A 23,717-nucleotide genomic window follows, 5' to 3' on the forward strand; every position below is an offset into this window, starting at 1 on the left:
AGACCCCGCGCTGACCTGCGCGGATATTCGGAGGTACCGCCCTCCGCACCCCCCTACGATCCCTCCATGACGCGCACCCTCACCCTCGGACACACCGTGTTCCTCACCCCCGCCGAGCGCCTGCTGCACGGCAGGACGGTCCTGGACGCCGTCGGCAGGGGTGGCCCCGAGGCCTGGCTGAAGCTGAACCGGGACATCGGTTCCGGCACGGACCGGCGGTGGCAGGTGTCCGGCCGGATCCTGGTCGGTTTCCACTGGTTCGACCTGCACGAGCCCGCGGACTGGCGCACCGCGCCCGCCCCCGGCCCGGACGGCGTGATCGCCTTCTCGACCGAGCCGCCCGGGGAGGCCGAGCTCTGCCTGGCCCTCTGCCACGCCGAGGACCGGGTGCGGGAGCACGCGCTCGCGTACGCCGCGGACCGGCCGGAGGTGCTGCCGCTGGTCCTGATCCGCAGCGCCGACCCCGTCGGGTCCGTCCGGGAGCGTGCCCGCGCCCTGCTGGCCGCCGCCCCCGACGAGGCGGTACGCCCGCTCGCCGACCTGGCGCTGCTGGTGGGGCAGCAGCGGCACGGGGGCTGGGCCTGGGAACTGGTGGTGGACCGGCTGGGCGGCGTACCGGCCGAGCGGATCGTGTGGCTGACCGGCCACGACGACCGCGCCGTCCGCCGCGCCGCGGTGCGGTCGGCCGTGTGGTACGGGCTGCTGCCCGACTGGCGGGCGGAGCTGCTGGCGGCGGACGAGCCGGAGGCGGGCTTCCGCCGGCTCGCGGTCCTCTCCGGCGTGCTGTGCGCCGACACCCTGGAGCACCTCGCGGCCACCGACCCCGAGGCCGACGTGCGCCGGCCCGCCCTCGACCTGCTGCTGCGGCAGCCGGTCGCGGACGTGCTGCCCCGGCTGCTGCGCCTGGCCGGCACCTCCGGCGACAAGGCGCTGCGCCGCCGGGCCCTGGACGCGGTACGGGCGTACGCCGCCGACGCCCCGCTGCCCTCCCCCGAGGACCTGCTGGCCTCCCCCGCCCTGGCCGTAAGGCTGATCGGCGCGGAGGAACTGCTGCGCGCCGGCCGGTACGCGGAGCTGGAGCCGCTCCTCACCGACCGCGCCGCGAAGCTGCGCGCGGTCGGCCGGCGGGCGCTACGCGCGGGTGGCGGGGACCCGCGGGCGTACTACCGGGAGCTGTGCGCCGAAGCCCCGACGAAGGCGGCGGTGCTCGGCCTGACCGAGTGCGCGGACCCGGCCGACACCGCCCTGCTATGGCGGCTCGCCGGGCGGGCCGACGCGCCGGTCCGCGCCGCCGCGCTCGCCGGGCTCCGGCGCCGGCGCCTGGGCACGCCGGACCGGCTGGTGCCCCTCCTCGCCGATGCCGGACCGGGTCTGGCCGATGCCGTGCGCAGCGCCGTGCTGGCCCACGGCGACGCCCTGACCGAGCCCGAGCCGGGTGCCCTGCCGGCCCCTGACCGGTCACGTGCCGCGTGGCGGTCGGCGCTGCCACTCCTGGACCGGCGGCCCGTGGTCGTCCGCCGGCGGGTGGCGCGGGCGCTGGACGGCCACCGGGACCCGGCGGTGCGTGCGTGGGCCCGGGCCGAGCTCGCCCGGCGCCTGCGGTGGGACGTGCACACCGGACGCGACGCCGCCCTGGCCCTGGTGGACGGGGCCCCGCGCGGCCACGTGCTGGAACTGGAGGACCCCGCGGCCTGGGCGGCGCTGGACATCGGCACGCGGTACGCCGCCGGGTGCCGGCCCGAGCTGTTCCGGGCGCGCGTCGAGACCGCGCTGTGCCATCCCTCGGGGCGGGTCCGCGAGGAGGCCCTGGCGCGGGCGGCGGGCGACCCGGGGCTGCTGCCGCTGGTGGCGGTGCGGTGTGCCGACTGGGCGGCGCCGGTGCGGGATGCCGCCAGGAGGCTGCTGGCGGAGGCGCTGCGGGCCGACCCGGCGGGCACGTTGGGCGTGCTGACCCCGGTGGTGGTGCAGCTGGCCGGCCGGGTGCGGGGTGACTGGGCGGTGGCCCGCTTCAGGGAGGCCCTGCGGGCGCCGGAGGCGGCCGCGGTGCGGGCCGGGCTGCTGGCCGGGGCCGATGCGGAGACCCGTCGGTTCACGGCCCGCGTCGAGCTGGAGCTGCTGCGGGAGGCGGACCCGGCCGGGGGCGCCGGAACCCCCGCGGCGGGGCCCTTCCTCCCGCTGCCCGGCTCCCCCACCGGGCCTCCCTGCACCGCCCCCGGTCGGCCCGGCGACCCCGCCGGTCCTGCCGGCACCCCGCCCCGTCGCCCCGGCGCCCCGCCCGGTCTGCCCGGCGCCGCCGAGCTGGCGCGGCGGGCCGCCGGGGAGGACGACGCGGTGGTGCGGGCCTTGTGGGCCGATGCTTCGCTGGCCCTGATGGCCGCCGGCGGGACGGACCGCGCGGCGGTGGAGGCGCTGCTGGGGGCGCGGTCCGGGTACGTACGCGCCGCCGGGGTCACCGCGCTGCGCGGCGCCGGGCGGGCCGGGGAGGCGTCCGGGTACCTCGCGGACCGGTCCGCCCAGGTGCGGGCCTGCGCCCGCTGGCTGCTCCGGCAGGACGGGGGCGACCCGCGGGCCGCGTACCTGTCGCGGGTCGCGGAGGGCCCCGTACCCGAGGCGGTGCTGGGGCTCGCCGAGTGCGGGGAGCGGGCCGACGCACCCGTGCTGACCGGGTTGCTCGGGCACGCGGACGGTTCCGTACGGGCCGCCGCCGTGGCCGGGCTGGTGGTGCTGGACGCGGCACCGCCCGCCCTCCTGCCGGCACTGCTGGACGACCCGTCGCCGGCCGTGGTCCGGGAGGCGCGGCGCGCGCTGTACGACCGGTCCGGCGCCGTACCGGAGGACGCCCTGTACGAGCGCTGCCGCCCGGAGCACGCCCCGCACACCCGGAGCGCGGCCCTGCGGCTGCTGGCCCGGCAGGGCGCCTACGACGCCGTGCGCATCGCGGTCGGACTGCTGGAGGACCCCGACGCCGACCCGGGGCTGCGGGACACCGCCGGGCGGGTGATGCGGTCCTGGAACTGGCGGGCGACGCTGCGCTCGTACCCCTCGGGGGAGCCGGAGCTGCGGCAGCTGGCGCTCCGTTACCGGCGCACCCTGTCCGCCGACGAGGCGTCGCGCCGGCGGAATCCGCTCCCCTGAGGAGCAGGGCAACCGGCGGGCGGGCCAGCCCCGTTGGACGATAATCCGGCCATGGGAAAGACATACGACCGCATAGACGGCCGGCTGCGCACCTTCATCGAGGAGCAGCCGGTCTTCTTCACCGCCACCGCACCGCTGTCCGGGGACGGCCACATCAACCTCTCCCCCAAGGGCCGTTCGGGCACGCTCGTCGTCATCGACGAGCAGACCCTGGCGTACCTCGACTTCGGCGGCAGCGGCGCCGAGACCATCGCGCACGTCCGCGAGAACGGCCGGATCACGCTCATGTGGTGCGCCTTCTCCGGCCCGCCGAACATCGTGCGCGTCCACGGCGAGGCCGAGGCCGTCTTCCGCGACGACCCGCGCTGGCCCGGACTCATCGGCCTGTTCGGCGCGGTGGACGGGCCGTCCGCCCGTGCCGTGATCCTGGTGCGCGCCCGGCGCATCTCCGACACCTGCGGCTACGCGGTGCCCTTCATGGACTACCGCGAGGAGCGCACGCTGCACGCCGAGTACTTCGGCCGCAAGACGGACGAGGAGTTCGCCGCGTACTGCGAGAAGAAGGAGTACGTGGGCCAGAGCCTGGACGGCCTGCCTGCGCTGCCGCTGCCCCTCCCGCCGCGTACCGTCTGACGCACCGTCCCGTTCCCTGACCGTCCGGGGGTCACGACCGCATGCGCACCGCCCTCCTCGCCGCCGGGGCCGCCCTCCTGCTGGGGCTGTCCACCGGTACGCCCGTCACGCCCACCGACACCATGCCGGCGGCCCTCCCGTACCGGCTGGCCGACACCGGCGGGGGCACCCAGCTGATCACCGCCGTCGCCCCGGCGCCCGGGTCCACCACGGGGGTGGTGACCTGGTGGGACCTGCGGGCGGGGCGGTGGTTCAAGGAGGGCGAGGCCCCCGCGCGGTTCGGCGCGAACGGGCTGGCCGAGGGGTCGGCCCGGGTCCAGGGCACCAGCACCACGCCGACGGGCCTGTACGGCCTGCCGTACGCCTTCGGCATCGAACGCGCCCCGGCCGGCACGGAGTTCCGCTACCGCCGGGTGACCGACCGCTCGTGGTGGTGCCAGGACAACGCCTCGGCCCGGTACAACCGCTGGGTGGAGCCGCTGCCCGCCGACTGCGCGCCGGGCGAGGCCGAGCACCTGGTGACGTACCGCCGCCAGTACGCGTACGCGCTGGTCGTCGGCTTCAACTACGACCGGCCCGTACGCGGCCGGGGCGCGGGCATCTTCCTGCACGTGAACGGCACCGGGGCGACGGCCGGATGCGTGTCGGTGCCGGAGGACGCGATGCGCCGGATCCTGCGCTGGGCCGACCCGGACCGGCGCCCGCACATCGCGATCGGCACCCCGGCCGGCCCGCTGGCGATCACCCGGTACTAGGCCCGGGCCCCCCGGAAACGGGCGTGCCCCCGGGGTCTCCCCCGGGGGCACGGCCGTGACGGCCGGATCAGGTTTCCTTCTGGGCCAGTTTCAGCAGGTGGTCGGCGAGGGCCTGGCCACCCGCCGGGTCGCGGCTGATGAGCATCAGGGTGTCGTCGCCGGCGATGGTGCCGAGCACCGCGTGGAGTTCGGCCTGGTCGATCGCCGAGGCGAGGAACTGCGCGGCACCCGGCGGGGTGCGCAGGACGACGAGGTTGGCGGACGCCTCGGCGGAGATCAGCAGTTCGCCGGAGAGGCGCCGCATGCGCTCCTCCTTGGCGGACTCGCCCAGCGGCGCCTGCGGGGTGCGGAAACCGCCCTCGCTGGGGACCGCGTAGATGAGTTCGCCGCCGGTGTTGCGGATCTTCACCGCGCCCAGCTCGTCGAGGTCGCGGGAGAGCGTCGCCTGGGTGACGCTCAGCCCGTCGTCGGCGAGCAGCTTGGCCAGCTGGCTCTGCGAGCGCACCGGCTGCCGGTTGAGGATGTCCACGATCCGGCGGTGGCGGGCGGTCCGGGTCTGCGGGACGGAGGGTCCCGCGTGCTCGTTGTCCTGCGCCTGGCTCATCGTCGTCTCATTCTCCGGTCCGTCCGCCGCGTGCGTGGTCGAGGATGCCGGGCAGCGCCCCGACGAACGCGTCCACCTCGGCCTCCGTGACGACGTACGCGGGCATCAGGCGTACGACGTCGGGGGCGGGCGCGTTGACCAGGAAGCCGGCGTCCTGAGCCGCCTGCTGCACCTGGGGCGCGAGGGGCTCGGTCAGCACGATACCCAGCAGCAGGCCCGCGCCGCGGACGTGGGAGACCAGCGGGTGACCGGAGGCTTCGATTCCGGAGCGCAGCCGCTCGCCGCGGTCCTTGACCTGGTCGAGCAGGCCGTCGGCGGCGATGGTGTCGAGGACGGCGAGTCCGGCGGCGCACGCGACCGGGTTGCCGCCGAAGGTCGTGCCGTGCTGGCCGGGCCGCAGCAGGTCGGCGGCCGGGCCGAAGGCCGCGACGGCGCCGATGGGCAGGCCGCCGCCGAGCCCCTTGGCGAGGGTGACGACGTCCGGGTCGACGCCCTCGTGGGCCTGGTGCTCGAACCACTGGCCGCACCGGCCGACGCCGGTCTGCACCTCGTCGAGGACGAGGAGGGTGCCGGTGGCCCGGGTGATCTCGCGGGCGGCCTTGAGGTACCCGGCGGGCGGGACGACCACGCCGTTCTCGCCCTGGATCGGCTCGATGACCACCAGGGCGGTCTCCTCGGTGACCGCCGCCCGCAGGGCGTCCGCGTCGCCGTACGGGACGTGGGTGACGTCGCCGGGCAGCGGCAGGAAGGGGCCCTGCTTGGCGGGCTGGCCGGTGAGGGCGAGGGCGCCCATGGTGCGGCCGTGGAAGCCGCCCTGGGTGGAGACCATGTGCGTACGGCCGGTCAGCCGCCCGATCTTGAAGGCCGCCTCGACGGCCTCCGCGCCCGAGTTGCAGAAGAAGACCCGGCCCGGCCGGCCGAAGTGCTGGAGCAGCCGCTCGCCGAGGGCGAGGACCGGCTCGGAGGCGTACAGGTTGGAGACGTGGCCGAGCGTGGCGACCTGGTCGGACACCGCCCGGACGATCGCGGGGTGGGCGTGGCCCAGGGCGTTCACCGCGATGCCGCCGACGAAGTCGGTGTACTGCCGGCCGTCGGCGTCCCACACCTGGGCGCCCTCGCCGCGCACCAGGGCGACCGCGGGGGTGCCGTAGTTGTCGGTCAGCGTGTTCTTCCAGCGCTGCGCGAGCTCCTGGTTGCCGGTCATTTCGTTCCCCCTCCGTTGTCGTCGGGCACGACCATCGTGCCGATGCCCTCGTCCGTGAAGATCTCCAGCAGGATCGAGTGCTGGACCCGCCCGTCGATGACGCGGGCGGTGCGCACGCCGTTGCGGACGGCGTGCAGGCAGCCCTCCATCTTCGGGACCATGCCGCTGGACAGCTCGGGCAGCAGCTTCTCCAGCTGGCTCACCGTGAGCCGGCTGATCACCTCGTCGCTGTTCGGCCAGTCCGCGTACAGGCCCTCCACGTCGGTGAGGACCATCAGCGTCTCCGCCCCGAGGGCGGCGGCCAGGGCCGCGGCCGCGGTGTCGGCGTTGACGTTGTAGACGTGGCCGTCGTCGGCGCTGCGGGCGATGGAGGAGACGACCGGGATCCGGCCGTCCTCCAGCAGCGCCTCGATCGCGCCGGTGTCGATGGCGGTGATCTCGCCGACCCGGCCGATGTCCACGCGCTCGCCGTCGATCTCCGGCAGGTGCTGGGTGGCGGTGATGGTGTGGGCGTCCTCGCCGGTCAGGCCGACGGCGAGCGGCCCGTGCTGGTTGAGGAGTCCGACCAGCTCGCGCTGCACCTGTCCGGCCAGGACCATGCGGACGACGTCCATCGCCTCGGGCGTGGTGACCCGCAGCCCCGCCTTGAACTCGCTGACCAGGCCGTGCCGGTCGAGCTGGGCGCTGATCTGGGGGCCGCCGCCGTGCACGACGACCGGCTTGAGGCCGGCGTGCCGCAGGAAGACCACGTCCTGGGCGAAGGCGGCCTTCAGCTCGTCGTCGATCATGGCGTTGCCGCCGAACTTGATGACGACGGTCTTGCCGTGGTGGCGGGTGAGCCAGGGCAGCGCCTCGATGAGGATCTCCGCCTTGGGCAGCGCGGTGTGCCGGCGCGCGGTCCCGGTGCCGGGCAGGCCGGCCTCGTCGGCGCTCACGAGCTGTACGCGCTGTTCTCGTGGACGTACTCGGCGGTCAGGTCGTTCGCCCAGATGACGGCGGACTCGCTGCCCGAGCAGAGGTCGGCGGTGATCCGCACCTCGCGGTCCTTCATGCTGACCAGCTCCCGGTCCTCGCCGACCGAGCCGTTCTTGCAGACCCAGACGCCGTTGATGGCGACGTTGAGCCGGTCCGGGTCGAAGGCGGCCCTGGTGGTGCCGATCGCGGAGAGGACGCGGCCCCAATTGGGGTCCTCGCCGTGGATGGCGCACTTGAGCAGGTTGTTGCGGGCGATGGACCGGCCGACCTCGACGGCGTCGTCCTCGGTGGCGGCGCCCACGACCTCGATGCGGATGTCCTTGCTGGCGCCCTCGGCGTCGCCGATGAGCTGCCGGGCCAGGTCGTCGCAGACGGTGCGGACGGCCTCGGCGAACTCGTCCTCGGCGGGTACGGTGCCGGCCGCGCCGGAGGCGAGCAGCAGGACGGTGTCGTTGGTGGACATGCAGCCGTCGGAGTCGACCCGGTCGAAGGTGAGGCGGGTGGCGGACCGCAGGGCGCGGTCGAGGGCGGCGCTGTCCAGGTCGGCGTCCGTGGTGAGGACGACGAGCATGGTGGCCAGGCCCGGGGCGAGCATGCCGGCGCCCTTGGCCATGCCGCCGACCGTCCAGCCGTCCTTCCGGACGACGGCCGTCTTGTGCACGGTGTCGGTGGTCTTGATGGCGACGGCGGCGGCCTCGCCGCCGTCCGCGGAGAGGGCGGCGGTGGCGGTCTCGACGCCGGGCAGCAGCTTGTCCATGGGGAGCAGGACGCCGATCAGGCCGGTGGAGGCGACCGCGATCTCGCCGGCGTTGTGCTCGGCGCCCGCGACGCCGGCGGCGTTGAGGGCCTCGGCGGCCTTCTCGGCGGTGGCGTGGGTGTCCTGGAAGCCCCGGGGGCCGGTGCAGGCGTTGGCCCCGCCGGAGTTGAGGACGACGGCGCTGACGGCGCCGCCGCGCAGCACCTGCTCGGACCAGAGGACGGGGGCGGCCTTGACGCGGTTGGAGGTGAAGACTCCGGCGGCGGCCAGGCGGGGGCCGTGGTTGACGACCAGGGCCAGGTCGGGATTGCCGTTCTCCTTGATTCCCGCGGCGATGCCCGCCGCCGAGAATCCCTGCGCTTCCGTGACGCTCACTGCTTCTCCTTGATCGCTTCTCCGCGGGCGCCGGACCTCGGCGCGGTCGTCGTGTCGGTCTGCGGCCCGTCCGCAGCGCGTGCCCCGGGCACCTCGCCGGGGCGGGTGCGGGACCTCACGGAGCGACTCCGGTCGTGGACAGGCCCGTGGACTCGGGAAGCCCCAGGGCGATGTTCATGCTCTGCACCGCGCCGCCCGCGGTGCCCTTGGTCAGGTTGTCGATGGCGCTGATGGCGATCACCCGGTCGGCGGCCCCGTCGTACGCCACCTGGATCTGCACGGCGTTGGAGCCGTACACGGAGGCCGTGGCGGGCCACTGGCCCTCGGGGAGCAGGTGGACGAAGGGCTCGTCCGCGTACGCCTTCTCGTAGGCGGCCCGCACCGACTCGGCGGTGGTGCCGGGCGCGGCCTTGGCGCTGCACGTGGCGAGGATGCCGCGGGACATGGGGGCGAGGGTCGGGGTGAAGGACACCGAGACCCGCCGGCCGGCCACGGCGGACAGGTTCTGGATCATCTCCGGGGTGTGCCGGTGGCCGCCGCCGACGCCGTACGGGCTCATCGAGCCCATGATCTCGGAGCCCAGCAGATGGGGCTTGAGCGCCTTGCCCGCGCCGGAGGTGCCGGTGGCGGCGACGATCACCGCCTCGGGCTCGGCCAGGCCCTCCGCGTACGCCGGGTACAGCGCGAGGGAGACGGCCGTGGGGTAGCAACCGGGCACCGCGACACGCTTGGACCCCTCCAGCGCGGCGCGGGCACCCGGCAGTTCGGGGAGGCCGTACGGCCAGGTCCCGGCGTGCGGGGAACCGTAGAAACGCTCCCAGTCGGCGGAGTCCGTGAGCCGGAAGTCGGCGCCCATGTCCACGACCAGCACGTCGTCGCCCAGCTGCTCCGCGACCGCGGCGGACTGACCGTGCGGGAGCGCGAGGAAGACGACGTCATGGCGTCGGCCCTGCCCGGCGAGCACCTCGGCGGTGGTCGGCTCCAGCACCCGGTCGGCCAGCGGCAGCAGGTGCGGCTGGAGGCCGCCGAAGCGCTGGCCGGCGTTGGAGGCGCCGGTGAGCGCCCCGATCTCGACCTCGGGGTGCGCGAGGAGCAGACGCAGCAGCTCACCGCCCGCGTACCCACTCGCCCCAGCCACCGCTGCACGTACCACCATCGGACCCTCCATCCTCGATGGCATGACTATACGTAGCCCCGCACTTTTATGCAAAGCCCTTTTCCGGCCTCGCAGAAGGGCCGCACGGCGGCCGAGGGGCCCGTCGGCCGGCTGTCGGTGGCCGTGGCTAGGTTGGGCGGTATGGATCTCTTTCCTTCGGGGGCCTCCACGGCGCGGCGGCTCGCCCGGGTCGACGTGCTGGCCGCGCTGGCGTTTCCGGCCGAGGAGTGCCGGGCGGCGGCGGCTCAGGGCTGGAGCGGTCCCGGGTACCACTGCGAAGTGCTCCACGAGAGCCGGGACTTCTGGGAGAGCCGGGCCGAGGAGCTCGTCGAAGCCGCGGAGCGCGAGGTCGAGGACGCCCGCGCCGCGCTGGCCGCCGTGCTCACCGCCCGCTGGGGGCCCGCCCGGGCCGTGGACCTCTGGCCGTACGTCGGCTCCGACCGGTCCGACCCCGGGTACCGGGCACCCGAGCCGCTGTCGCTCCTGTCCGGGCTCTGCGCCGGTCTGGAGGTCTGGCGGCCGCCGGGTACGGGGCGGTGGGTCGGCCTCGCGGTCGGCCAGGCTGATCCGGAGTTCCCGGTCCAGCTCCTCGCCGCGGTCGGGGAGGCGGAGCTGCCCGGCGCGTGACGCGGGCGGGCGTCAGGCGGTGAGGTCCGTGAAGGTGCGGGCGTTCTCCACGGCCGCGCCGCCGGGGTCGTTGTTGAAGTACGCGTAGACGTCCGCCGTACGCGGCCACGTGTCGGCCAGGCGGGCCGCCCACGAGCGCAGTGCGGCGCGCCCGTAGCGGGGCCAGGGCCGGGCGCGGCCCTCGTGGAGGCGGAGGTAGCCCCAGTCGGCGGTGCGCCACAGCGGTGCCACCGGGCGCGAGTCCCGGTCCGCCCAGCACAGGGCCGCCGACCGGGACTCCAGCACCTCCCGCACCTCGTCCGTCCACCACGAGGGGTGCCGGGGCTCGACGGCGACCCGGACGCCGGCCGGGAAGCAGGCGAGGCACGCGTCGAGTGCAGCCGGGTCGCCGCGGAGGGTCGGGGGCAGCTGCAGCAGTACCGGGCCAAGGCGGTCGCCGAGTCCCGCGCAGCGCGTCATCAGCCGGTCCACCGGCTCGGCCGGGTCCCGGAGCCGCCTGATGTGCGTGAGGTACCGGCTGGCCTTCACGGCCATCACGAAGCCGTCGGGGGTCCGCTCGCGCCACGCGGCGAAGGTGTGCTCCTCCGGCAGCCGGTAGAAGGCGTTGTTGCTCTCCACGGTCGGGAAGCTGCGGGCGTACTCCTCCAGCCACAGCCGCTGGGGACAGCCCGGCGGATACAGCACCCCGCGCCAGTCCCGGTACTGCCACCCGGACGTCCCGACGAGCACCGCCATGCCTCCATGGTGCGCGGTCCGGGCTCAGGCGTGCCAGAGCACGGACCGGCGGTGCCGCGCCGGCGGCACGTCGACCCGCTCGGCCCGTTGCGGCACCAGCGGGCCGCCGGGGGTGTACAGCAGCCGCGTGATGCGGCCGGTCGCGGCCCTCAGCCGCGCCCGTTCCCGGCGCTCCTCCCGGGTGGCCTCCACGGTGAGGCCGCGGTCGCCGCGGGAGCGGGCGTACGCGTACACGGCCACGCGGACGCGGACGTACCGCGGCAGGGGGCGGCGCCCCTCGCGGGCGGCCTCAACCGCCTCGCGGCGGCCGTGGCGCGGCACGTCGAGGTCCACGGCGCGCCAGGGCCGGGCGTCGGCGGGCAGCCGCAGGGCGCGCCGGCTGCGGATGTGATGGACGGTGCGTGACACGAAGGGCTCCTTCGGCAGGCAGCCGCCGGGAATCTCCCGGCGGCCCTACCGGAAGCCCGCGGGCTCCCCGGCACGCCGGTCGCGCGCCGCCGCGGCGGGGTGCGCCGCCGCGAGCTGCCCCGCGGTCACGCGCCCCGCCGCCACGGGCCCCGCCGCGGCGGGCACGGGCCGGGCCGTCACTCGCCCGTCGCCCCGTCGATGGCCTCGCGGATCAGGTCGGCGTGGCCGTTGTGGCGGGCGTACTCCTCGATCATGTGGGTCAGCACGTACCGGAGCGAGTACGTCTCGCCCCGGAAGGTCACGGTCTCGTCGAGCGACGCGAAGCCGGCCACGGCCGCGCGGGAGCGGTCGCACTCGGCGCGCCAGAGGGCGAAGGCCTCCGCCACGTCGGCGTCCGCCACCAGGAAGTCCGCGCAGTCGCCGCCCACAGCCGGCCACAGCGCGCCCCGCGGCTCGCCCAGCACGACGTTGGAGAACCAGCCGCGCTCCACCTCGGCCGCGTGCCGCACCAGCCCGAGCAGGGTGAGCCCGGAGGTCGGCACGGCCCGGAGCCTGAGCTGCGCGTCCGTCAGGCCGGCGCACTTCACGGCCAGCGTCTGCCGCTGGTAGTCCAGGAAGGAGGTCAGGGAGGTCCGGTCGTCGGCCACCGTCGAGGGGGCCACCCGCTGCTGGTCGTCCATCCGATGATCATGCCAGCGCGGGCGGGGACCGCGCCGTTCAGTTTTCCGGTACCGCGCCCAGCATCCGTACGAAGTCGTCCACGGCCCTCGTCTGCTCGTCCGCCGTGAACCGGCCCGGGTCGAACAGGGCCTGGACCACCAGCCCGTGGACGAAGGCCACGCACGCCGCGGCCAGCCGGGCGGGGTCGGCGTCCGGCGGGATCTCGCCCCCGTCCCGCGCCGCCTCCAGGTGCGGACGCAGCGCCTCCCGCATCCGCACGTACCGTTCCGCCTGCTGCGCGCCCAGGCCCTCGTCCGCGAGGGCGAGGTCCCAGGAACTGACCCAGATGCGGTTGCGGGCCGTGTCGTCCGCACCCAAGGGCAGGACGTCCAGCAGCACCGCCCGCAGCGCCGCGAGCCCCGCCACCGGCCTGGCGCGCCGAGGCCGCTCCGCGCTGCGCCGCTCCAGGATGTCGAGCGCGTGCACGACCAGGGCCCGCTTCGTCGGGAAGTAGTGCATCAGCATCCCGGTCGACACACCCATCTCGGCGGCGACCGCGCGCAGCGTCAGACCTCCGAAGCCCTTGCCGGCCAGGACGCGCCACACCGCCTCGGAAACGTCCTCGCGGCGGGCATCGCGGTCTCCTCGTGCTGGCGGCATGGGGGTCACCCTACCTACACTCACGTACCGAACGCTCGTTACGTACTCACGGGCGCCGCCGCACCGCACGACCGAACCCGCACCGAATCGAGGCCCCGTGTACGCGATCCCCCTCACCGACGACGCCACCCTGCGCCCGCTCGAGCCCTGGATGGCGCCGGAGTTCCTGGCCCACATCGACCGGGCCCGCGACCACGTCGACCCGTGGATACCGTGGGCCACGTTCAGCACGGACCTGGCGTCGGCCACCGCCACCCTCCAGCGCTACGCCGACCGCCAGTGCCGGGACGAGGGCCGCATCTGCGGCATCTGGCTCGGCGACACCCTGGTCGGCGGGGTCATGTTCGTGTCGTTCGACACCACGTCCGGCGTGGCCGAGATCGGCTGCTGGCTGGAGCCGGCCGGGGAGGGCAAGGGCCTGGTCACTCGGGCCTGCCGGGTGCTGATCGACTGGGCCTTCCGGGAGCGCGGGATGCACCGCGTGGAGTGGCGGGCCACCGCGTGCAACGAGCGCAGCATCGCGGCGGCCCGCCGCCTGGGCATGACCCGCGACGGCGTGCTGCGCGAGTGGTACCCGTACCGCGGCACGCGCCACGACGAGGAGATCTGGGCGGTCCTGACCCGCGACTGGCCGGCGGCCTGACCCGCTCCCGCCGGGGCAGCCGCCGGACCGGCCCCGCCGTCAGCCGTCGAGGCGGTGGCGGACCCAGATGTTGGGCTCCACGTAGACGGCGTAGCCCTGCTCGGGCTCGCAGCGGACCGGGACCAGCGCGCCCGGGACGGTCACCGGGCCCCGGGTGTCGAAGGGCAGGCCGGTCCAGGTGCGCCAGTCGTCGAGGGAACCGGTGATCGTCATCGAGGCGGGCGCCACCTTCTCGACCGTCGCGCCGGCCCGTACGTGCACGCGCAGCCACGGGTCGTGCGGGAGGCCGTCGGGACGGGTGCGGAAGGCGTACTCGTGGATGTCCGCCTCGGGTTCGAGGTGCTTGGCGTTGGGGCGTACGGGCGCCACGACCTCGCGGAAGCCGCGCGAGCGGGCGTTCTCGCGCATCGCGGCGAGCATCCGCCCGGAGATGCCGGAACCGACGTGCCCCCGCTCGACGTTGACCTCGATCGCGCTGACCGTGTCGGGGGCCACGCCGTGCCGCAGGTCGGAGAAGGCCCACAGCAGGACCTGGTCCCAGCCGCGGGCGGGCAGTTCGCCGCGGCCGGGGCGGTCCAGGGCGAACGGCACGCTGAAGGCGCGGGCCACCACGGCTCCCCCGGCGTCGGTGGCGACCAGCACGTAGTCCTGGAGCTCGGTGGCGACCCGGGGGAAGAGCAGCCAGCCGATCGGGTCCTCGACGGCGAAGGCCGGCCAGGTGTCCTTCATCTCCCACAGGGCGCCGAGCAGTTCGGGCCGCTCGGCGAGCGTGGTGATGGTCAGGTCCTCGTCGGCCGGGCCGGTGGTGGTCAGATCGTCTCTCACGTCCATGCGGGCACGCTAGACAGACACATCGTGCCTGCTCAAGCGGATTTCGCCGGCGCCGGCGGCCGCCTCGGCCCCGCCCTCCTCAGACCGGCGCCTGGAGCGAGAGGTGCCAGCGGCCGGCCCAGCCGGTGAGGGTGACCGCGGCCAGCGGGCGCACGTCCACGTTCCAGTAGGTGAGGGGCGGCGCCTTCAGCGCGTACACGAGGGCCGCGCGTACGACGGAGGGCTCGGCCACCGCCACGATCGCGCCGCCGTCGTCGGCCGGCCGGGTGTCCAGCCAGCAGCCGATCCGGGTGATGAAGGCCAGCAGCGACTCGCCGCCGTGCGGGGCGCAGCCCGGGTCGGCGAGCCAGGCAGCGACCGCCGCGGGTTCCCGGGTGGTGACCTCGGCCAGGGTCAGGCCGCGCCACCGGCCCATGTCGCACTCGCGCAGCGCGGGCTGGGCCAGCGGCGCGTACCCGAGGGCCGCGCCGGTGGCGCGGCTGCGCGGGGTCGGCGAGCAGTAGCGCAGGTCCGCGGCGCCGAGGGGCACCAGGCCGTGCGCCGCCATTTCCACCGCCTGCCAGCCGCTGTGGTCCAGTGGCCGGTCGTCGTCGAAGCGCTCGGCGAGCAGCGAGGAACTACGGGCTGCGGCGACGAGCGTGACCCGAACGTTCATGCGGTGATGGTGGGGCGCCGGTGCCGACGGGTCAAGCGTCTGGACCCCGCCGGCTTCGCGGCGGGGCCGGCCGGCGTCCCCGTACCGGTCCCGGCCTGGCCGGAACACGGCGGTGTGGCCGGAACGCACCGCCCGGACCGGGACGCACGGCCACCCGCCCCGCCGGAGGGCAGCGCCTTACAGGCACCCCGCCAGCCGCCGGGCGGCCTCGGCGAGTTCCGCGGGACCCGCCACCGCCGCGAAGGCCAGCCGGACGTACGGCGCCGGGGGCTCGGCGCTGAAGTACGGGCGGCCCGGCGCCACCGCCACCCCGGCGCGCAGGGCGGCACCGACGAAGCCGGCCTCGTCGGTGCCGTCGGGCAGCCGGGTCCACAACTGGTAGCCGCCCGCGGGCAGGTGCGGGACGGTGAGCGCGGGGGCCTCCCGGGCCAGCGCCCCGGCCAGCGCGTCCCGGCGCTCGCGCAGGGCGGCGGCCACCGTGCGCAGGTGCCGGGGCCAGGCGGGCGCGCCGACCAGCTCCAGCGCCGTCTCCTGGAGCGGCCGCGGGACGAAGAAGCTGTCGACGACCTGGATGGCGCGCAGCCGGTCGAAGACCGGCCCGCGGGCCGCCAGCGCGCCCACCCGCAGGCTGGGCGAGGTGGCCTTGGTGAGCGAGCGGACGTGCACGACCACCCCGTCGGGGTCGTCGGCGGCCAGGGGCGCGGGCAGCGGGCCGCTGTCCTCGTGGCCCATGTGGCGGGCGTAGTCGTCCTCGACGACGAAGGCGCCCGCCGCGCGGGCGATCCGGAGGGTCTCGGCGCGCCGTTCGGCGCTCAGCACGGCCCCGGTGGGGTTCTGGAACAGCGGCTGGCAGACGAACACCCGCGCCCCGGTGGCCTGGAAGGCCGCCTCCAGCAGTTCCGGACGGACGCCCTCGGCGTCCGCGGGAACGGGCAGCGGGCGGACGCCCGAGGCCCGGGCGATGGCCAGCAGGCCGGGGTACGTGGGGGACTCGACCAGTACGGGCGCGCCGGGGGCGGCGAGCGCGCGCAGGGCGGTGGTGAGGGCGCTCTGGCCGCCGGCCGTGACCAGCACGTCGGCTGCGGTGACCTGGCCGCCCACCTCGCGGGCGAACCAGTCCCGCAGCTCGGGGAGGCCCTCCACCGGGGGCCGGTTCCAGGCGCCGGGCCGGCGGCCCGCGCGGGCCAGGGCGGCGGCCATGGCGCGCTCCGGCTGCAGCGAGGGGTGGAGGTAGCCGCCGTTCAGCTCGATCACGCCGGCCGGCGGCGCGGACAGGCTGACCAGGACCCCCGAGGCGTCGACGGAGCGGGGTACCGCCTCCCCGGTGAGGTCCGCGCTGAGCGTGACCTCCTGCCAGGAGGTGTCGCCGGTCGCCGGGGACAGCGCGCGCGGCCGGGCCCGGAACACCCCGGCACCGGGCCGGGTGACCACCAGCCCCTCGGCGGCGAGCTGGGCCAGGGCGCGCGAGACGGTCACCGGGCTGACCCGGTACCGCTCGACCAGCGCCCGACTCGACGGCAGCTTTCCACCAATCGAGTAGCGGTTCAGTTCGGACCGCAGGGAAGCGGCCAGTTCGGCCACACTGCTACGCTGTTCCATGACAGCACAGAATAGCGCTACCCACCCCAGGACGATAGCGGTCGCCGGCTCCCACCGACCGGCCCCGATCCCGCGGACCGTGGCGCGCACCGGCACCCGCCGCGGCACCCTGCTCGCCGGCCTCGGGGTGACGGCCTTCTCGCTCACCTTCCCGGGCACCGTCTGGGGCCTGGACAGCTTCGGCCCGTGGTCGCTGGTGGCCGTCCGCAGCGTCCTCGCCGCGGCCCTCGCGGGCGCCTTCCTGCTCGCCCTGCGCGTCCCGCTGCCGGCCCGGGCCCACTGGGCCGGGCTCGCCGTGGTCGCCGCCGGTGTGGTCGTGGGGTTCCCGATGCTGACCACCCTGGCGCTGCAGACCTCCACCACCTCGCACGCGGCGGTCGTGGTGGGCCTGCTGCCGCTCACCACCGCCGCGTTCTCCGCCGTGCGCACCGGCGCCCGCCCCTCGCGGACCTTCTGGGCCGCGGCGGTGGCCGGCGCCGTGGTCGTGCTGGGCTTCACCCTCCGCGAGAGCGGCGGCACCCTGTCGGCCGGCGACGCCTGCCTGTTCGGCGCCCTCGTGGTGTGCGCCGCCGGGTACACCGAGGGCGGGCGGCTGGCCCGCGAGATGCCGGGCTGGCAGGTGATCGGCTGGGCGCTGGTGCTGTGCCTGCCGCTGTCGCTCGCGGGGGCGGCGATCGGGCTCGCGTACGAGCCGGTGCACCTGACCGCCAAGGGGCTGGCCGGCCTGGTCTGGGTGGCGGCCGGCTCGACCTTCTTCGGGCTGTACGTCTGGTACCGCGGCATGGCGGAGATCGGCGCGGCCCGGGCGAGCCAGCTCCAGCTCGCCCAGCCGCTGCTCACGCTCGTGTGGTCGGTGGCCCTGCTCGGCGAACACCTCTCCCCCGCCGCCCCGCTGGCCGCCGTCGGCGTCCTGGTGTGCATCGCGGTGACCCAGCGGGCGCGCACCTGACCACCGGCCGGTACGCCCCGGCAGGCCACCCCCGGCCACCGGATCCGGCCCCGGCATCCGGCCCCGGCCGGCGGGGCGGCGGCCGGGGCGCGGCGGAGCGACGGCCGGGGCACGGCCCGGCGGCGGCCGGGGGCGCGGCGGGCACGCCCGAACGGGCTCAATCACCCCAAACCGCCGTAAACTGCTGTCACCGATCCAGACCGCCTCCGAGGGAGGTCAGCACATGCGAGCGACCGAGGGCGACCAGCTGGTCCAGCACGGCAGAGTCGTGGGTCAGCACGACAAGGTGGGCGAGATCACCCAGGTGCTGGGTGAGAACGGCACGCCTCCCTATCGCGTCCGGTTCGAGGACGGTCACGAGGCAGTGATGTCCCCCGGCCCCGACTGCGTGGTACGGCATCCCGCCGAACCCCATCACTGAACCGCCCCGGCGGCGGCCCGGGTTCAGCGCGGCGGCACCGCCGTGGGGTAGTGGTCCCGGACCACCCGACCCATGGCCCCGAGACGGTCCGCGGTCACCTGCTTTCCCGAGAAGTAGACGTGGCCGCGGACCTCGGCGTACCGGGCGGCCAGCGTGAGGTGGGCGGACAGCTCCCCCTCCTTGCGCCAGGCGGGCGTCGGGCTCTGCGCGTCGGCGCGGTAGAGGGCCTCCCCGATGTACAGGTCGGTCCTGGTGCCCTTGACCGCACCGGCCCACCAGGGCACCAGCTTGGCGTAGTCGGCCCCGGCGTTGCCGATGTGCCAGTAGACCTGCGGCACCACGTAGTCGAGCCAGCCGCGCCGGATCCACAGCCGGGTGTCGGCGTACAGGTCGTCGTACGAGCACAGGGCCGGCCCGCCGGGCGAGCCGAGCGGGTCGCGGTCCTTCGTGCGCCACACCCCGAACGGGCTGATCCCGAACCGGGTGCCGGGCCGGACCCGGGCGACCGCCTCGCTCATCTCCCTGACCAGCGTGTCGACGTTGTCGCGGCGCCAGTCCCCGCGCGAGTCGAAGCTGCCGCCGTACGCCGCGTACGCCGCGTCGTCGTCGAAGTACGCGCCCGCGGTGGGGTACGGGTAGAAGTAGTCGTCCCAGTGGACCGCGTCCAGCGGGTAGCGCGCCACGGCGTCGAGCATGGCCTCCTGCACGAAGGCCCGGACCTCCGGCAGCCCCGGGTTGTAGTAGAGCCGCCCGCCGTACTCCACCGTCCACTCGGGGTGCACCCGGGCCGGGTGCCAGGAGGCCAGCTTCCCGGGGTCGGTGTGGTTGGCCACCCGGTACGGGTTGAACCAGGCGTGCAGCTCCAGGCCCCGCGACCGGGCCTCCAGGACGGCCGTGCCGAGCGGGTCCCAGCCGGGGTCGCGGCCCTGCGTGCCGGTCAGGGAGGCCGACCAGGGCTCGTACTCCGAGGGCCAGAAGGCGTCCGCGGTGGGCCGCACCTGGAGGATCACCGCGTTCAGCCGGCGCCTGACCGCCGTGTCGAGGTACGCCACGAGTTCCCGGTACTGCTGCTGGGCGCTGAGCCCGGCCCGTGAGGGCCAGTCCAGGTTCGCCACGGTGGCCAGCCACATCCCCCGGAACTCGGGCCCCTCGCCCGCACGGCGGGACGCGGCGGGGGCGGCCCCGGTCCCGGGGCGGGCGGCCGCGGCGGCGGGCGTCCCCGCGGTCGCGGCGGCGGCCAGCGCCCCCACGGCACCGGTGAGCAGACCCCGACGAGCCATGTACGTCATGTGACACTCCGATTTCACACCGTAATGGAAGATCGTATCCGGACAGCATGCCCGCCCCGGCCCGCCGAGGCCCGGAGGGGCGGGAGTAACGTCGGGGGGCGTGGCGGGCGCCGGAACGCAGTAACCACTGACCACGGGGGACCCGCCGAGGATGAACAGCGAAAGGCACGATGTGACGGACCTCCCTACCGACATCGCACGCGTCGGCGTAGTGGGCTGTGGCCAGATGGGCGCGGGCATCGCCGAGGTGTGCGCCCGCAGCGGTCTCGAGGTCAAGGTCGCCGAGACCACCGGCGGGGCCCTGGAGATCGGACGTACCCGGCTGTACAACTCCCTGACCAAGGCCGCCGAACGCGGCAAGATCAGCGAGGAGGAGCGGGACGCCACCCTGGCCCGCCTCTCGTTCACCACCGACCTCGGCGAGTTCGCCGACCGTGACCTCGTCATCGAGGCGGTCGTCGAGAACGAGCAGGTCAAGACGGAGATCTTCCAGGTCCTGGACCAGGTCGTCACCCGTCCCGACGCGATCCTCGCGTCCAACACCTCCTCCATCCCGCTGGTGAAGCTGGCGGTCGCGACCTCGCGGCCCGACCAGGTGATCGGCATCCACTTCTTCAACCCGGCCCCGGTCCAGAAGCTCGTCGAGCTGATCCCGGCGCTCACCACCGGCGACGAGACCGTCAAGCGGTCCGAGGCCCTGGTGCGGGACGTGCTCGGCAAGCACGCGGTCCGCGCCCAGGACCGGTCCGGTTTCGTGGTCAACGCGCTGCTGGTGCCGTACCTGCTCTCCGCGATCCGGATGTTCGAGTCGGGCATCGCCAGCCGCGAGGACATCGACAACGGCATGGAGCTGGGCTGCGCCCACCCCATGGGCCCGCTGAAGCTGTCCGACCTGATCGGCCTGGACACCATCGTCTCGATCGCCGACTCGATGTACGCCGAGTACAAGGAGCCCCTGTACGCGGCCCCGCCGCTGCTGCAGCGGATGGTCGACGCCGGCCGCCTCGGCCGCAAGACGGGCTCCGGCTTCTACCCGTACGGCTGACCGGACCGCACAGCCGGTTCAGCCGTACGGACCAGCCCCCGCCGGCGTCCGGTTCACCCGGACGGGGGGCGGGGGTGGGGGCGGGGCCCGTCAGCCCAGCCGCAGGTGATGGAGCAGGAGGAGGCCGGCCGCCATGTTGGCGGCCGGTATCTCGCCCCGGGCGATCATGTCCGGCACCAGCTTGAGCGGCACCCACTCCCGGCGCGAGGACTCGAAGGCGTCCTCCGGGTGGCCGGTGTACTCCGCCTCCTCCGCCCAGTAGAGGTGGTGCCGGGCGTCGGAGAGCCCGTTGGAGGGCTCGACGGTCAGCAGGTGGCGCAGGGGGCCCGGGCGCCAGCCCGTCTCCTCCTCCATCTCCCGGGCGGCCGCCGCCTCGATGTCCTCGCCGTCCTCGACCACCCCGGCGGGCAGTTCCCAGCCCCAGCTGTCGGTGATGAACCGGTGCCGCCACAGCAGCAGCACCTCGTTGGCCGCGTTGACCGCCGTCGCCACCGCGACCGGCCGCAGCCGGATCAGGAAGTGGTCCAGGTGCCGCCCGTCGGGCAGTTCGACGTCGGCGAGGTTCACCTGGAACCACCGGTTGCGGTAGACCGTCTGTTCACTCAGGTTCGTCCACTGCACGGTTCTGCCACCTTCCGTTCGAATGGGTGGCAACATCGCAGCAGTTGGCCCCGGGCGGCGGAACCGACGACGGCCCCGGCGGCCCTTACAGCGGGACCCGCAGCGCCCCGTCGATCAGCTCCGCCGTCTCCTGGGCCCGCACGCTGCCGCTGCTCAGCAGCTGGGCCCGGACCGCGGCCAGCCGTTCGCGCAGCCGCCGGGACTCCATCCCCCGTGCCTTTTCGGCCATTTCACGCGCCGCCTCCGCCGCCCGGTCCGGCTCACCCTGCCGGAGCTGCACCTCGCACAGCATCGCCAGCCGGTGCACCCGCCCGCGGTCGTGCGCCGGGGTGTCCACGGCCGCCGCGGCCTGCTCGTACGCCGCGGGCAGGTCCCCCAGGCTCAGCAGCGCCTCGGCCACCTGGACGTTCACCAGACCCGGCTGTACGTACCCGGTCTCGGCCGGCTCGCTGCCCCGCAGGATCCGCCCCGCGGCGTCCTCCGCCCGGCGGATACAGGCCAGCGCCCCGGGGGCGTCGCCGAGGTGGGCGTACGCCTTCGCCTGCATCGCGTACAGGTCGGCGGCCAGCGCCGGGCTGATCCGGGACCCGGCGGCCCGCAGCGCCGCCTCCGCGAAGGCCACGGCCTGCCGGTACTCGCGCAGGTACAGCGACTGGTTGACGATGAGGGCGATCACGTACGCCCCCAGCCCCCGGTCCCCGCTGGCCTTCGCCAGCCGCAGCGCCTGGTGGAAGTAGCGCTGCGCGAGGCCGTGCGCGTCGGAGTCGTACGCGCAGATGCCGGCCACCGCCACCAGCGAGCCGGTGGCCCGGTGCAACTGCCGCCCCAGGGAGTCCGGATAGCTGCCCCGCAGGAGCGGCGCGGTTTCGCTGCCGAGGAAGGGCACGATCCTCGCCCGGGTCGCCATCCCGCCCGCCCGGCGGTACATCAGCTCGTAGTGCGCCCGCGCCGCGCGCAGCATCTCGATGTGCTCCGGGCCCACGGGCGTGGGCCCGGCCCGGGAGACGTCGGCGTCCTCGGGCGGGTTCTCCCACTCCCACACCGGGATCACCGCGGGGGTGCCGGTGAGCGCCACCGGCGAGAGCTGCCGGGTGCGGCCCTGGTCGTCCGAGCGCCACAGCGCGGTGGCCCGGTCCACGAAGCCGCTGAGCGGGGTGGCGCCCCCGGGCCGGCCCGGCAGTCCGAGGCCGATGTCGTCGAGGGTGACCGGGCGGTCGAGCCGGTCCGCCAGCACCTCGCAGATCAGGTCCGGCACCCGGCCGCGCGGCCGCTGGCCCTTCAACCACCGGGCCACGGCGGTGTGTTCGTACCGCAGGGCCAGTCCCCGCGAGCGGCCCGCGAGGTTCACGCGGGCCGCGAGGCCGGCGTGTGAGATGCCCGCCTCGTCGAGGAGGGCGTCGAGCAGGGCATTGGGCTGCATGGGCCCCTCCAAGGGCTCGTCGGAGTCAGCCTAGTGGCCCGGAAGTTCACACGGGGTGTGAATCGAGTGCGCGCATAAATGCGCGGCGCACCCTGCCGCGGCGGGGCCCGGACCGGTTGACTGAAGCGCCTCGCCAAGAGGCAGCCCGGGCCGTCGGCTCCCCCTCGTACAGTGCGACGGCCCGTACCAGCGCCGCCCGCCCTGCTGTCTGCCCGACACTCCGCGGCAGGGCGGGCGGCGCACCTGCGGCCGCCGCCATGAGGGCCCGCTCTCGGGACCTGTCAGGTCCCGTGCGGGCTCGCTGCCCGGCACACCGCCTGCCCGTTCGGTTGCACGGGCACCAGGCGGCGGTCGTTGCGCACCACCAGCAGGGCGACGTCGTCGGCGAGCCGCCCGCCGGTGTGGCGCAGCAGCGCGGCGTGCACGTCCGCGACCAGGCCCGCGGGCGTGCACGCCGTACCGGCGGCCGAGGTGAGGGCGCCGCGCAGCGGGAAGTACCGGCCGTCCCGGTCCCGCGCGTCGGCGACGCCGTCGGTGTGGAGGAAGAGGGAGTCGCCCGGACCGAGCCAGGTGCGCAGCTGCGGCGGCAGGCGGTCGGGCAGGGGCAGCACGCCCAGCGGCGGCAACGTCTCGGCGCCGGTGACCGGTTCGGCACGGCCCGGACCGTCCAGGGCGGGCCCGCGGAGCCGATAGGGCCAGGGGTGGCCGCAGTTGAGGGCCCGGAGGCAGCCGTCCGCGTCGATCTCCAGCAGCAGTACGGTGACGAACTCCTCGGCGGCCGGCGCATCCGGCTCGGCCGGGCAGGCGGCCGGGTGCTCGGCGCGGGACCGGTCGCGCAGGTGACGGCCCAGGGCGCGCTCCATGCGCCGGAGCACCCCGCCCAGGGTCGGCTCGTCGTACGCCGCCTCGCGGAAGCTCCCCAGGACCGCGGCGGCGGCGCCCAGCGCGGGCAGCCCGTGCCCGCGGACGTCCCCGATGACCACCCGCACCCCGTACGCCGTCGGCACCGCGTCGTACAGGTCCCCGCCCACCGAGGCGCCCCGGCTCGCGGACACCTGGGTGGAGGCGAGGGCCAGGCCGTCCATCCGCGGCGGCAGCGGCCGCAGCAGCACCCGCTGGGCGGCCCCGGCGATCTCCTGGGTGCGGCGCAGCTCGCCCAGCAGCCCCTGCCGGATCGACAGCGCGGCGCCGGTGGCCAGCAGCAGGAAGGCGGCGCAGGTGGCGAGGCGCGGCAGCAGCGGGCCGGCGGAGGCCGGCGAAGCCAGTTCCCACAGGACCGTGGCGGCACCCCAGGCGAGGAGGCACGCCCGGCGCACCCGGGGGACGTCACCGCGTGCCGGGCCGGCGACCCGCGGGGCCAGCCAGGCCCGGATTCCCATCATGCCGCCGGCCTCCCCGGAACCTGAGGTAGAGGGCCGGTTGCCCCACGGCCGGATCGATTGTGTCCACCGGCCGGAATCCCTCAAGGCCCTGCGGGACAGAACTCACCCGAATGAGTGAGGCCCCCGCCCGCAACCCACAGAAGAGGGGCGCATCCGTCTCCGGATGCGCCCCTCTTTC

Annotated in this window: 24 protein-coding genes; 8 read left to right on the top strand and 16 right to left on the bottom strand. The window is 75.4% G+C overall.

The genetic code is table 11. The features are described 5' to 3' along the window. The first annotated feature begins 66 nt into the window (after positions 1 to 66). From ACIQUR_RS20270 to ACIQUR_RS20280, 3 genes are read left to right on the top strand one after another with little or no spacing between them, the layout of a single operon-like run. Complete coding sequence (locus ACIQUR_RS20270; RefSeq protein ID WP_403665917.1) at positions 67 to 3,135, top strand: hypothetical protein; 3,069 nt, start codon at positions 67 to 69, stop codon at positions 3,133 to 3,135. 51 nt (positions 3,136 to 3,186) lie between these two features. Continuing rightward, on the top strand, positions 3,187 to 3,768 hold the full coding sequence (locus ACIQUR_RS20275) for a pyridoxamine 5'-phosphate oxidase family protein (RefSeq protein WP_403665919.1): 582 nt from the start codon (positions 3,187 to 3,189) through the stop codon (positions 3,766 to 3,768). Positions 3,769 to 3,809: 41 nt separating this feature from the next. Next, a complete protein-coding gene (locus ACIQUR_RS20280) occupies positions 3,810 to 4,523 on the top strand; it encodes a L,D-transpeptidase (RefSeq protein WP_403665921.1) in 714 nt (237 codons plus the stop codon). A 67-nt stretch (positions 4,524 to 4,590) separates the two neighbouring features. Here ACIQUR_RS20280 and ACIQUR_RS20285 read toward each other — a convergent pair whose 3' ends face one another. From ACIQUR_RS20285 to argC, 5 genes are all read right to left on the bottom strand, one after another. After that, the gene (locus ACIQUR_RS20285) at positions 4,591 to 5,127 is read right to left on the bottom strand and encodes an arginine repressor (protein WP_403665923.1); all 537 of its coding nucleotides are present in this window, start codon (positions 5,125 to 5,127) and stop codon (positions 4,591 to 4,593) included. Between the two features lie 7 nt (positions 5,128 to 5,134). Continuing rightward, on the bottom strand, positions 5,135 to 6,331 hold the full coding sequence (locus ACIQUR_RS20290) for an acetylornithine transaminase (RefSeq protein WP_403665925.1): 1,197 nt from the start codon (positions 6,329 to 6,331) through the stop codon (positions 5,135 to 5,137). Next, positions 6,328 to 7,266: an acetylglutamate kinase gene (argB, locus tag ACIQUR_RS20295; RefSeq protein WP_403665927.1), complete on the bottom strand. Its 939-nt coding sequence runs from the start codon at positions 7,264 to 7,266 to the stop codon at positions 6,328 to 6,330. Before argB ends, ACIQUR_RS20290 begins: the two co-directional genes overlap by 4 nt. Next, positions 7,263 to 8,438, bottom strand: coding sequence for a bifunctional glutamate N-acetyltransferase/amino-acid acetyltransferase ArgJ (gene argJ, locus ACIQUR_RS20300; RefSeq protein ID WP_403665929.1), 1,176 nt, complete (start codon positions 8,436 to 8,438; stop codon positions 7,263 to 7,265). The genes argB and argJ overlap by 4 nt, the downstream gene beginning before the upstream one ends. 115 nt (positions 8,439 to 8,553) lie before the next feature. Further along, entirely contained in the window at positions 8,554 to 9,594 is a 1,041-nt protein-coding gene (gene argC, locus ACIQUR_RS20305) for an N-acetyl-gamma-glutamyl-phosphate reductase (protein WP_403665931.1), read from the bottom strand. Between the two features lie 141 nt (positions 9,595 to 9,735). Here argC and ACIQUR_RS20310 point away from each other — a divergent pair, with 141 nt between their 5' ends. Continuing rightward, a complete protein-coding gene (locus tag ACIQUR_RS20310; RefSeq protein WP_403665933.1) occupies positions 9,736 to 10,221 on the top strand; it encodes a hypothetical protein in 486 nt (161 codons plus the stop codon). 12 nt (positions 10,222 to 10,233) lie between these two features. Here ACIQUR_RS20310 and ACIQUR_RS20315 read toward each other — a convergent pair whose 3' ends face one another. The 4 genes from ACIQUR_RS20315 to ACIQUR_RS20330 form a co-directional block, all read right to left on the bottom strand. Beyond that, entirely contained in the window at positions 10,234 to 10,956 is a 723-nt protein-coding gene (locus ACIQUR_RS20315; RefSeq protein WP_403665935.1) for a DUF72 domain-containing protein, read from the bottom strand. 24 nt (positions 10,957 to 10,980) lie between these two features. Further along, on the bottom strand, positions 10,981 to 11,364 hold the full coding sequence (locus ACIQUR_RS20320) for a hypothetical protein (RefSeq protein WP_403665937.1): 384 nt from the start codon (positions 11,362 to 11,364) through the stop codon (positions 10,981 to 10,983). 176 nt (positions 11,365 to 11,540) lie between these two features. Beyond that, positions 11,541 to 12,044, bottom strand: a complete 504-nt coding sequence (locus ACIQUR_RS20325; RefSeq protein ID WP_403665939.1) for a DinB family protein — start codon at positions 12,042 to 12,044, stop codon at positions 11,541 to 11,543. A gap of 37 nt (positions 12,045 to 12,081) precedes the next feature. Continuing rightward, complete coding sequence (locus ACIQUR_RS20330; RefSeq protein WP_403665941.1) at positions 12,082 to 12,684, bottom strand: TetR/AcrR family transcriptional regulator; 603 nt, start codon at positions 12,682 to 12,684, stop codon at positions 12,082 to 12,084. A 97-nt stretch (positions 12,685 to 12,781) separates the two neighbouring features. Between ACIQUR_RS20330 and ACIQUR_RS20335 the strand changes: the two genes are divergently transcribed. Further along, a complete protein-coding gene (locus ACIQUR_RS20335) occupies positions 12,782 to 13,327 on the top strand; it encodes a GNAT family N-acetyltransferase (RefSeq protein WP_403665943.1) in 546 nt (181 codons plus the stop codon). 39 nt (positions 13,328 to 13,366) lie between these two features. Here the strand turns inward: ACIQUR_RS20335 and ACIQUR_RS20340 are convergent, their stop codons facing one another. The 3 genes from ACIQUR_RS20340 to ACIQUR_RS20350 all read right to left on the bottom strand — a co-directional run bounded on the left by ACIQUR_RS20340 (position 13,367) and on the right by ACIQUR_RS20350 (position 16,412). Next, positions 13,367 to 14,158, bottom strand: coding sequence for an N-acetyltransferase (locus tag ACIQUR_RS20340; protein ID WP_403665945.1), 792 nt, complete (start codon positions 14,156 to 14,158; stop codon positions 13,367 to 13,369). Between the two features lie 79 nt (positions 14,159 to 14,237). After that, positions 14,238 to 14,813 (bottom strand): histidine phosphatase family protein, encoded by a 576-nt coding sequence (locus tag ACIQUR_RS20345; RefSeq protein WP_403665947.1) that lies wholly within the window; start codon positions 14,811 to 14,813, stop codon positions 14,238 to 14,240. 177 nt (positions 14,814 to 14,990) lie between these two features. Next, positions 14,991 to 16,412, bottom strand: coding sequence for a PLP-dependent aminotransferase family protein (locus tag ACIQUR_RS20350; protein ID WP_403665949.1), 1,422 nt, complete (start codon positions 16,410 to 16,412; stop codon positions 14,991 to 14,993). On the opposite strand from ACIQUR_RS20350, the gene ACIQUR_RS20355 reads away from it, so the two are divergent. Both ACIQUR_RS20355 and ACIQUR_RS20360 read left to right on the top strand, forming a co-directional pair. Continuing rightward, positions 16,411 to 17,361 (top strand): DMT family transporter, encoded by a 951-nt coding sequence (locus ACIQUR_RS20355; RefSeq protein ID WP_403665951.1) that lies wholly within the window; start codon positions 16,411 to 16,413, stop codon positions 17,359 to 17,361. The genes ACIQUR_RS20350 and ACIQUR_RS20355 overlap by 2 nt on opposite strands. 223 nt (positions 17,362 to 17,584) lie before the next feature. After that, positions 17,585 to 17,782 carry a DUF1918 domain-containing protein gene (locus tag ACIQUR_RS20360; RefSeq protein ID WP_399947700.1) on the top strand — a complete coding sequence of 66 codons (198 nt, stop codon included), beginning with the start codon at positions 17,585 to 17,587 and terminating at the stop codon, positions 17,780 to 17,782. Positions 17,783 to 17,805: 23 nt separating this feature from the next. On the opposite strand, the gene ACIQUR_RS20365 is transcribed toward ACIQUR_RS20360, so the two are convergent. After that, the gene (locus ACIQUR_RS20365) at positions 17,806 to 19,071 is read right to left on the bottom strand and encodes a glycoside hydrolase family 10 protein (RefSeq protein WP_403665953.1); all 1,266 of its coding nucleotides are present in this window, start codon (positions 19,069 to 19,071) and stop codon (positions 17,806 to 17,808) included. Between the two features lie 151 nt (positions 19,072 to 19,222). Here ACIQUR_RS20365 and ACIQUR_RS20370 point away from each other — a divergent pair, with 151 nt between their 5' ends. Then, positions 19,223 to 20,116, top strand: coding sequence for a 3-hydroxybutyryl-CoA dehydrogenase (locus tag ACIQUR_RS20370; RefSeq protein WP_399947703.1), 894 nt, complete (start codon positions 19,223 to 19,225; stop codon positions 20,114 to 20,116). 90 nt (positions 20,117 to 20,206) lie between these two features. Here the strand turns inward: ACIQUR_RS20370 and ACIQUR_RS20375 are convergent, their stop codons facing one another. The 3 genes from ACIQUR_RS20375 to ACIQUR_RS20385 all read right to left on the bottom strand — a co-directional run bounded on the left by ACIQUR_RS20375 (position 20,207) and on the right by ACIQUR_RS20385 (position 23,539). After that, a complete protein-coding gene (locus tag ACIQUR_RS20375) occupies positions 20,207 to 20,737 on the bottom strand; it encodes an NUDIX domain-containing protein (RefSeq protein WP_403665955.1) in 531 nt (176 codons plus the stop codon). An 85-nt stretch (positions 20,738 to 20,822) separates the two neighbouring features. Further along, positions 20,823 to 22,157: a transcriptional regulator gene (locus ACIQUR_RS20380; RefSeq protein WP_403665957.1), complete on the bottom strand. Its 1,335-nt coding sequence runs from the start codon at positions 22,155 to 22,157 to the stop codon at positions 20,823 to 20,825. Between the two features lie 281 nt (positions 22,158 to 22,438). Beyond that, on the bottom strand, positions 22,439 to 23,539 hold the full coding sequence (locus ACIQUR_RS20385; RefSeq protein ID WP_403665959.1) for a PP2C family protein-serine/threonine phosphatase: 1,101 nt from the start codon (positions 23,537 to 23,539) through the stop codon (positions 22,439 to 22,441). Positions 23,540 to 23,717: the final 178 nt, after the last annotated feature.

Origin of the sequence: Streptomyces sp. NPDC101132 (genome assembly GCF_044759225.1) — a bacterium.
Taxonomy (GTDB): Bacteria; Actinomycetota; Actinomycetes; order Streptomycetales; family Streptomycetaceae; genus Streptomyces.

What these genes read in the sequence shown, in the direction of transcription:
- ACIQUR_RS20270 (WP_403665917.1), top strand. Translation starts at nt 67, where the DNA reads ATGACGCGCACCCTCACCCTCGGACACACCGTGTTCCTCACCCCCGCC.
- ACIQUR_RS20275 (WP_403665919.1), top strand. Translation starts at nt 3,187, where the DNA reads ATGGGAAAGACATACGACCGCATAGACGGCCGGCTGCGCACCTTCATC.
- ACIQUR_RS20280 (WP_403665921.1), top strand. Translation starts at nt 3,810, where the DNA reads ATGCGCACCGCCCTCCTCGCCGCCGGGGCCGCCCTCCTGCTGGGGCTG.
- ACIQUR_RS20285 (WP_403665923.1), bottom strand. Translation starts at nt 5,127, where the DNA reads ATGAGCCAGGCGCAGGACAACGAGCACGCGGGACCCTCCGTCCCGCAG.
- ACIQUR_RS20290 (WP_403665925.1), bottom strand. Translation starts at nt 6,331, where the DNA reads ATGACCGGCAACCAGGAGCTCGCGCAGCGCTGGAAGAACACGCTGACC.
- argC (WP_403665931.1), bottom strand. Translation starts at nt 9,594, where the DNA reads ATGGTGGTACGTGCAGCGGTGGCTGGGGCGAGTGGGTACGCGGGCGGT.
- ACIQUR_RS20310 (WP_403665933.1), top strand. Translation starts at nt 9,736, where the DNA reads ATGGATCTCTTTCCTTCGGGGGCCTCCACGGCGCGGCGGCTCGCCCGG.
- ACIQUR_RS20315 (WP_403665935.1), bottom strand. Translation starts at nt 10,956, where the DNA reads ATGGCGGTGCTCGTCGGGACGTCCGGGTGGCAGTACCGGGACTGGCGC.
- ACIQUR_RS20325 (WP_403665939.1), bottom strand. Translation starts at nt 12,044, where the DNA reads ATGGACGACCAGCAGCGGGTGGCCCCCTCGACGGTGGCCGACGACCGG.
- ACIQUR_RS20330 (WP_403665941.1), bottom strand. Translation starts at nt 12,684, where the DNA reads ATGCCGCCAGCACGAGGAGACCGCGATGCCCGCCGCGAGGACGTTTCC.
- ACIQUR_RS20340 (WP_403665945.1), bottom strand. Translation starts at nt 14,158, where the DNA reads ATGGACGTGAGAGACGATCTGACCACCACCGGCCCGGCCGACGAGGAC.
- ACIQUR_RS20345 (WP_403665947.1), bottom strand. Translation starts at nt 14,813, where the DNA reads ATGAACGTTCGGGTCACGCTCGTCGCCGCAGCCCGTAGTTCCTCGCTG.
- ACIQUR_RS20355 (WP_403665951.1), top strand. Translation starts at nt 16,411, where the DNA reads ATGACAGCACAGAATAGCGCTACCCACCCCAGGACGATAGCGGTCGCC.
- ACIQUR_RS20350 (WP_403665949.1), bottom strand. Translation starts at nt 16,412, where the DNA reads ATGGAACAGCGTAGCAGTGTGGCCGAACTGGCCGCTTCCCTGCGGTCC.
- ACIQUR_RS20360 (WP_399947700.1), top strand. Translation starts at nt 17,585, where the DNA reads ATGCGAGCGACCGAGGGCGACCAGCTGGTCCAGCACGGCAGAGTCGTG.
- ACIQUR_RS20365 (WP_403665953.1), bottom strand. Translation starts at nt 19,071, where the DNA reads ATGACGTACATGGCTCGTCGGGGTCTGCTCACCGGTGCCGTGGGGGCG.
- ACIQUR_RS20370 (WP_399947703.1), top strand. Translation starts at nt 19,223, where the DNA reads ATGAACAGCGAAAGGCACGATGTGACGGACCTCCCTACCGACATCGCA.
- ACIQUR_RS20380 (WP_403665957.1), bottom strand. Translation starts at nt 22,157, where the DNA reads ATGCAGCCCAATGCCCTGCTCGACGCCCTCCTCGACGAGGCGGGCATC.
- ACIQUR_RS20385 (WP_403665959.1), bottom strand. Translation starts at nt 23,539, where the DNA reads ATGATGGGAATCCGGGCCTGGCTGGCCCCGCGGGTCGCCGGCCCGGCA.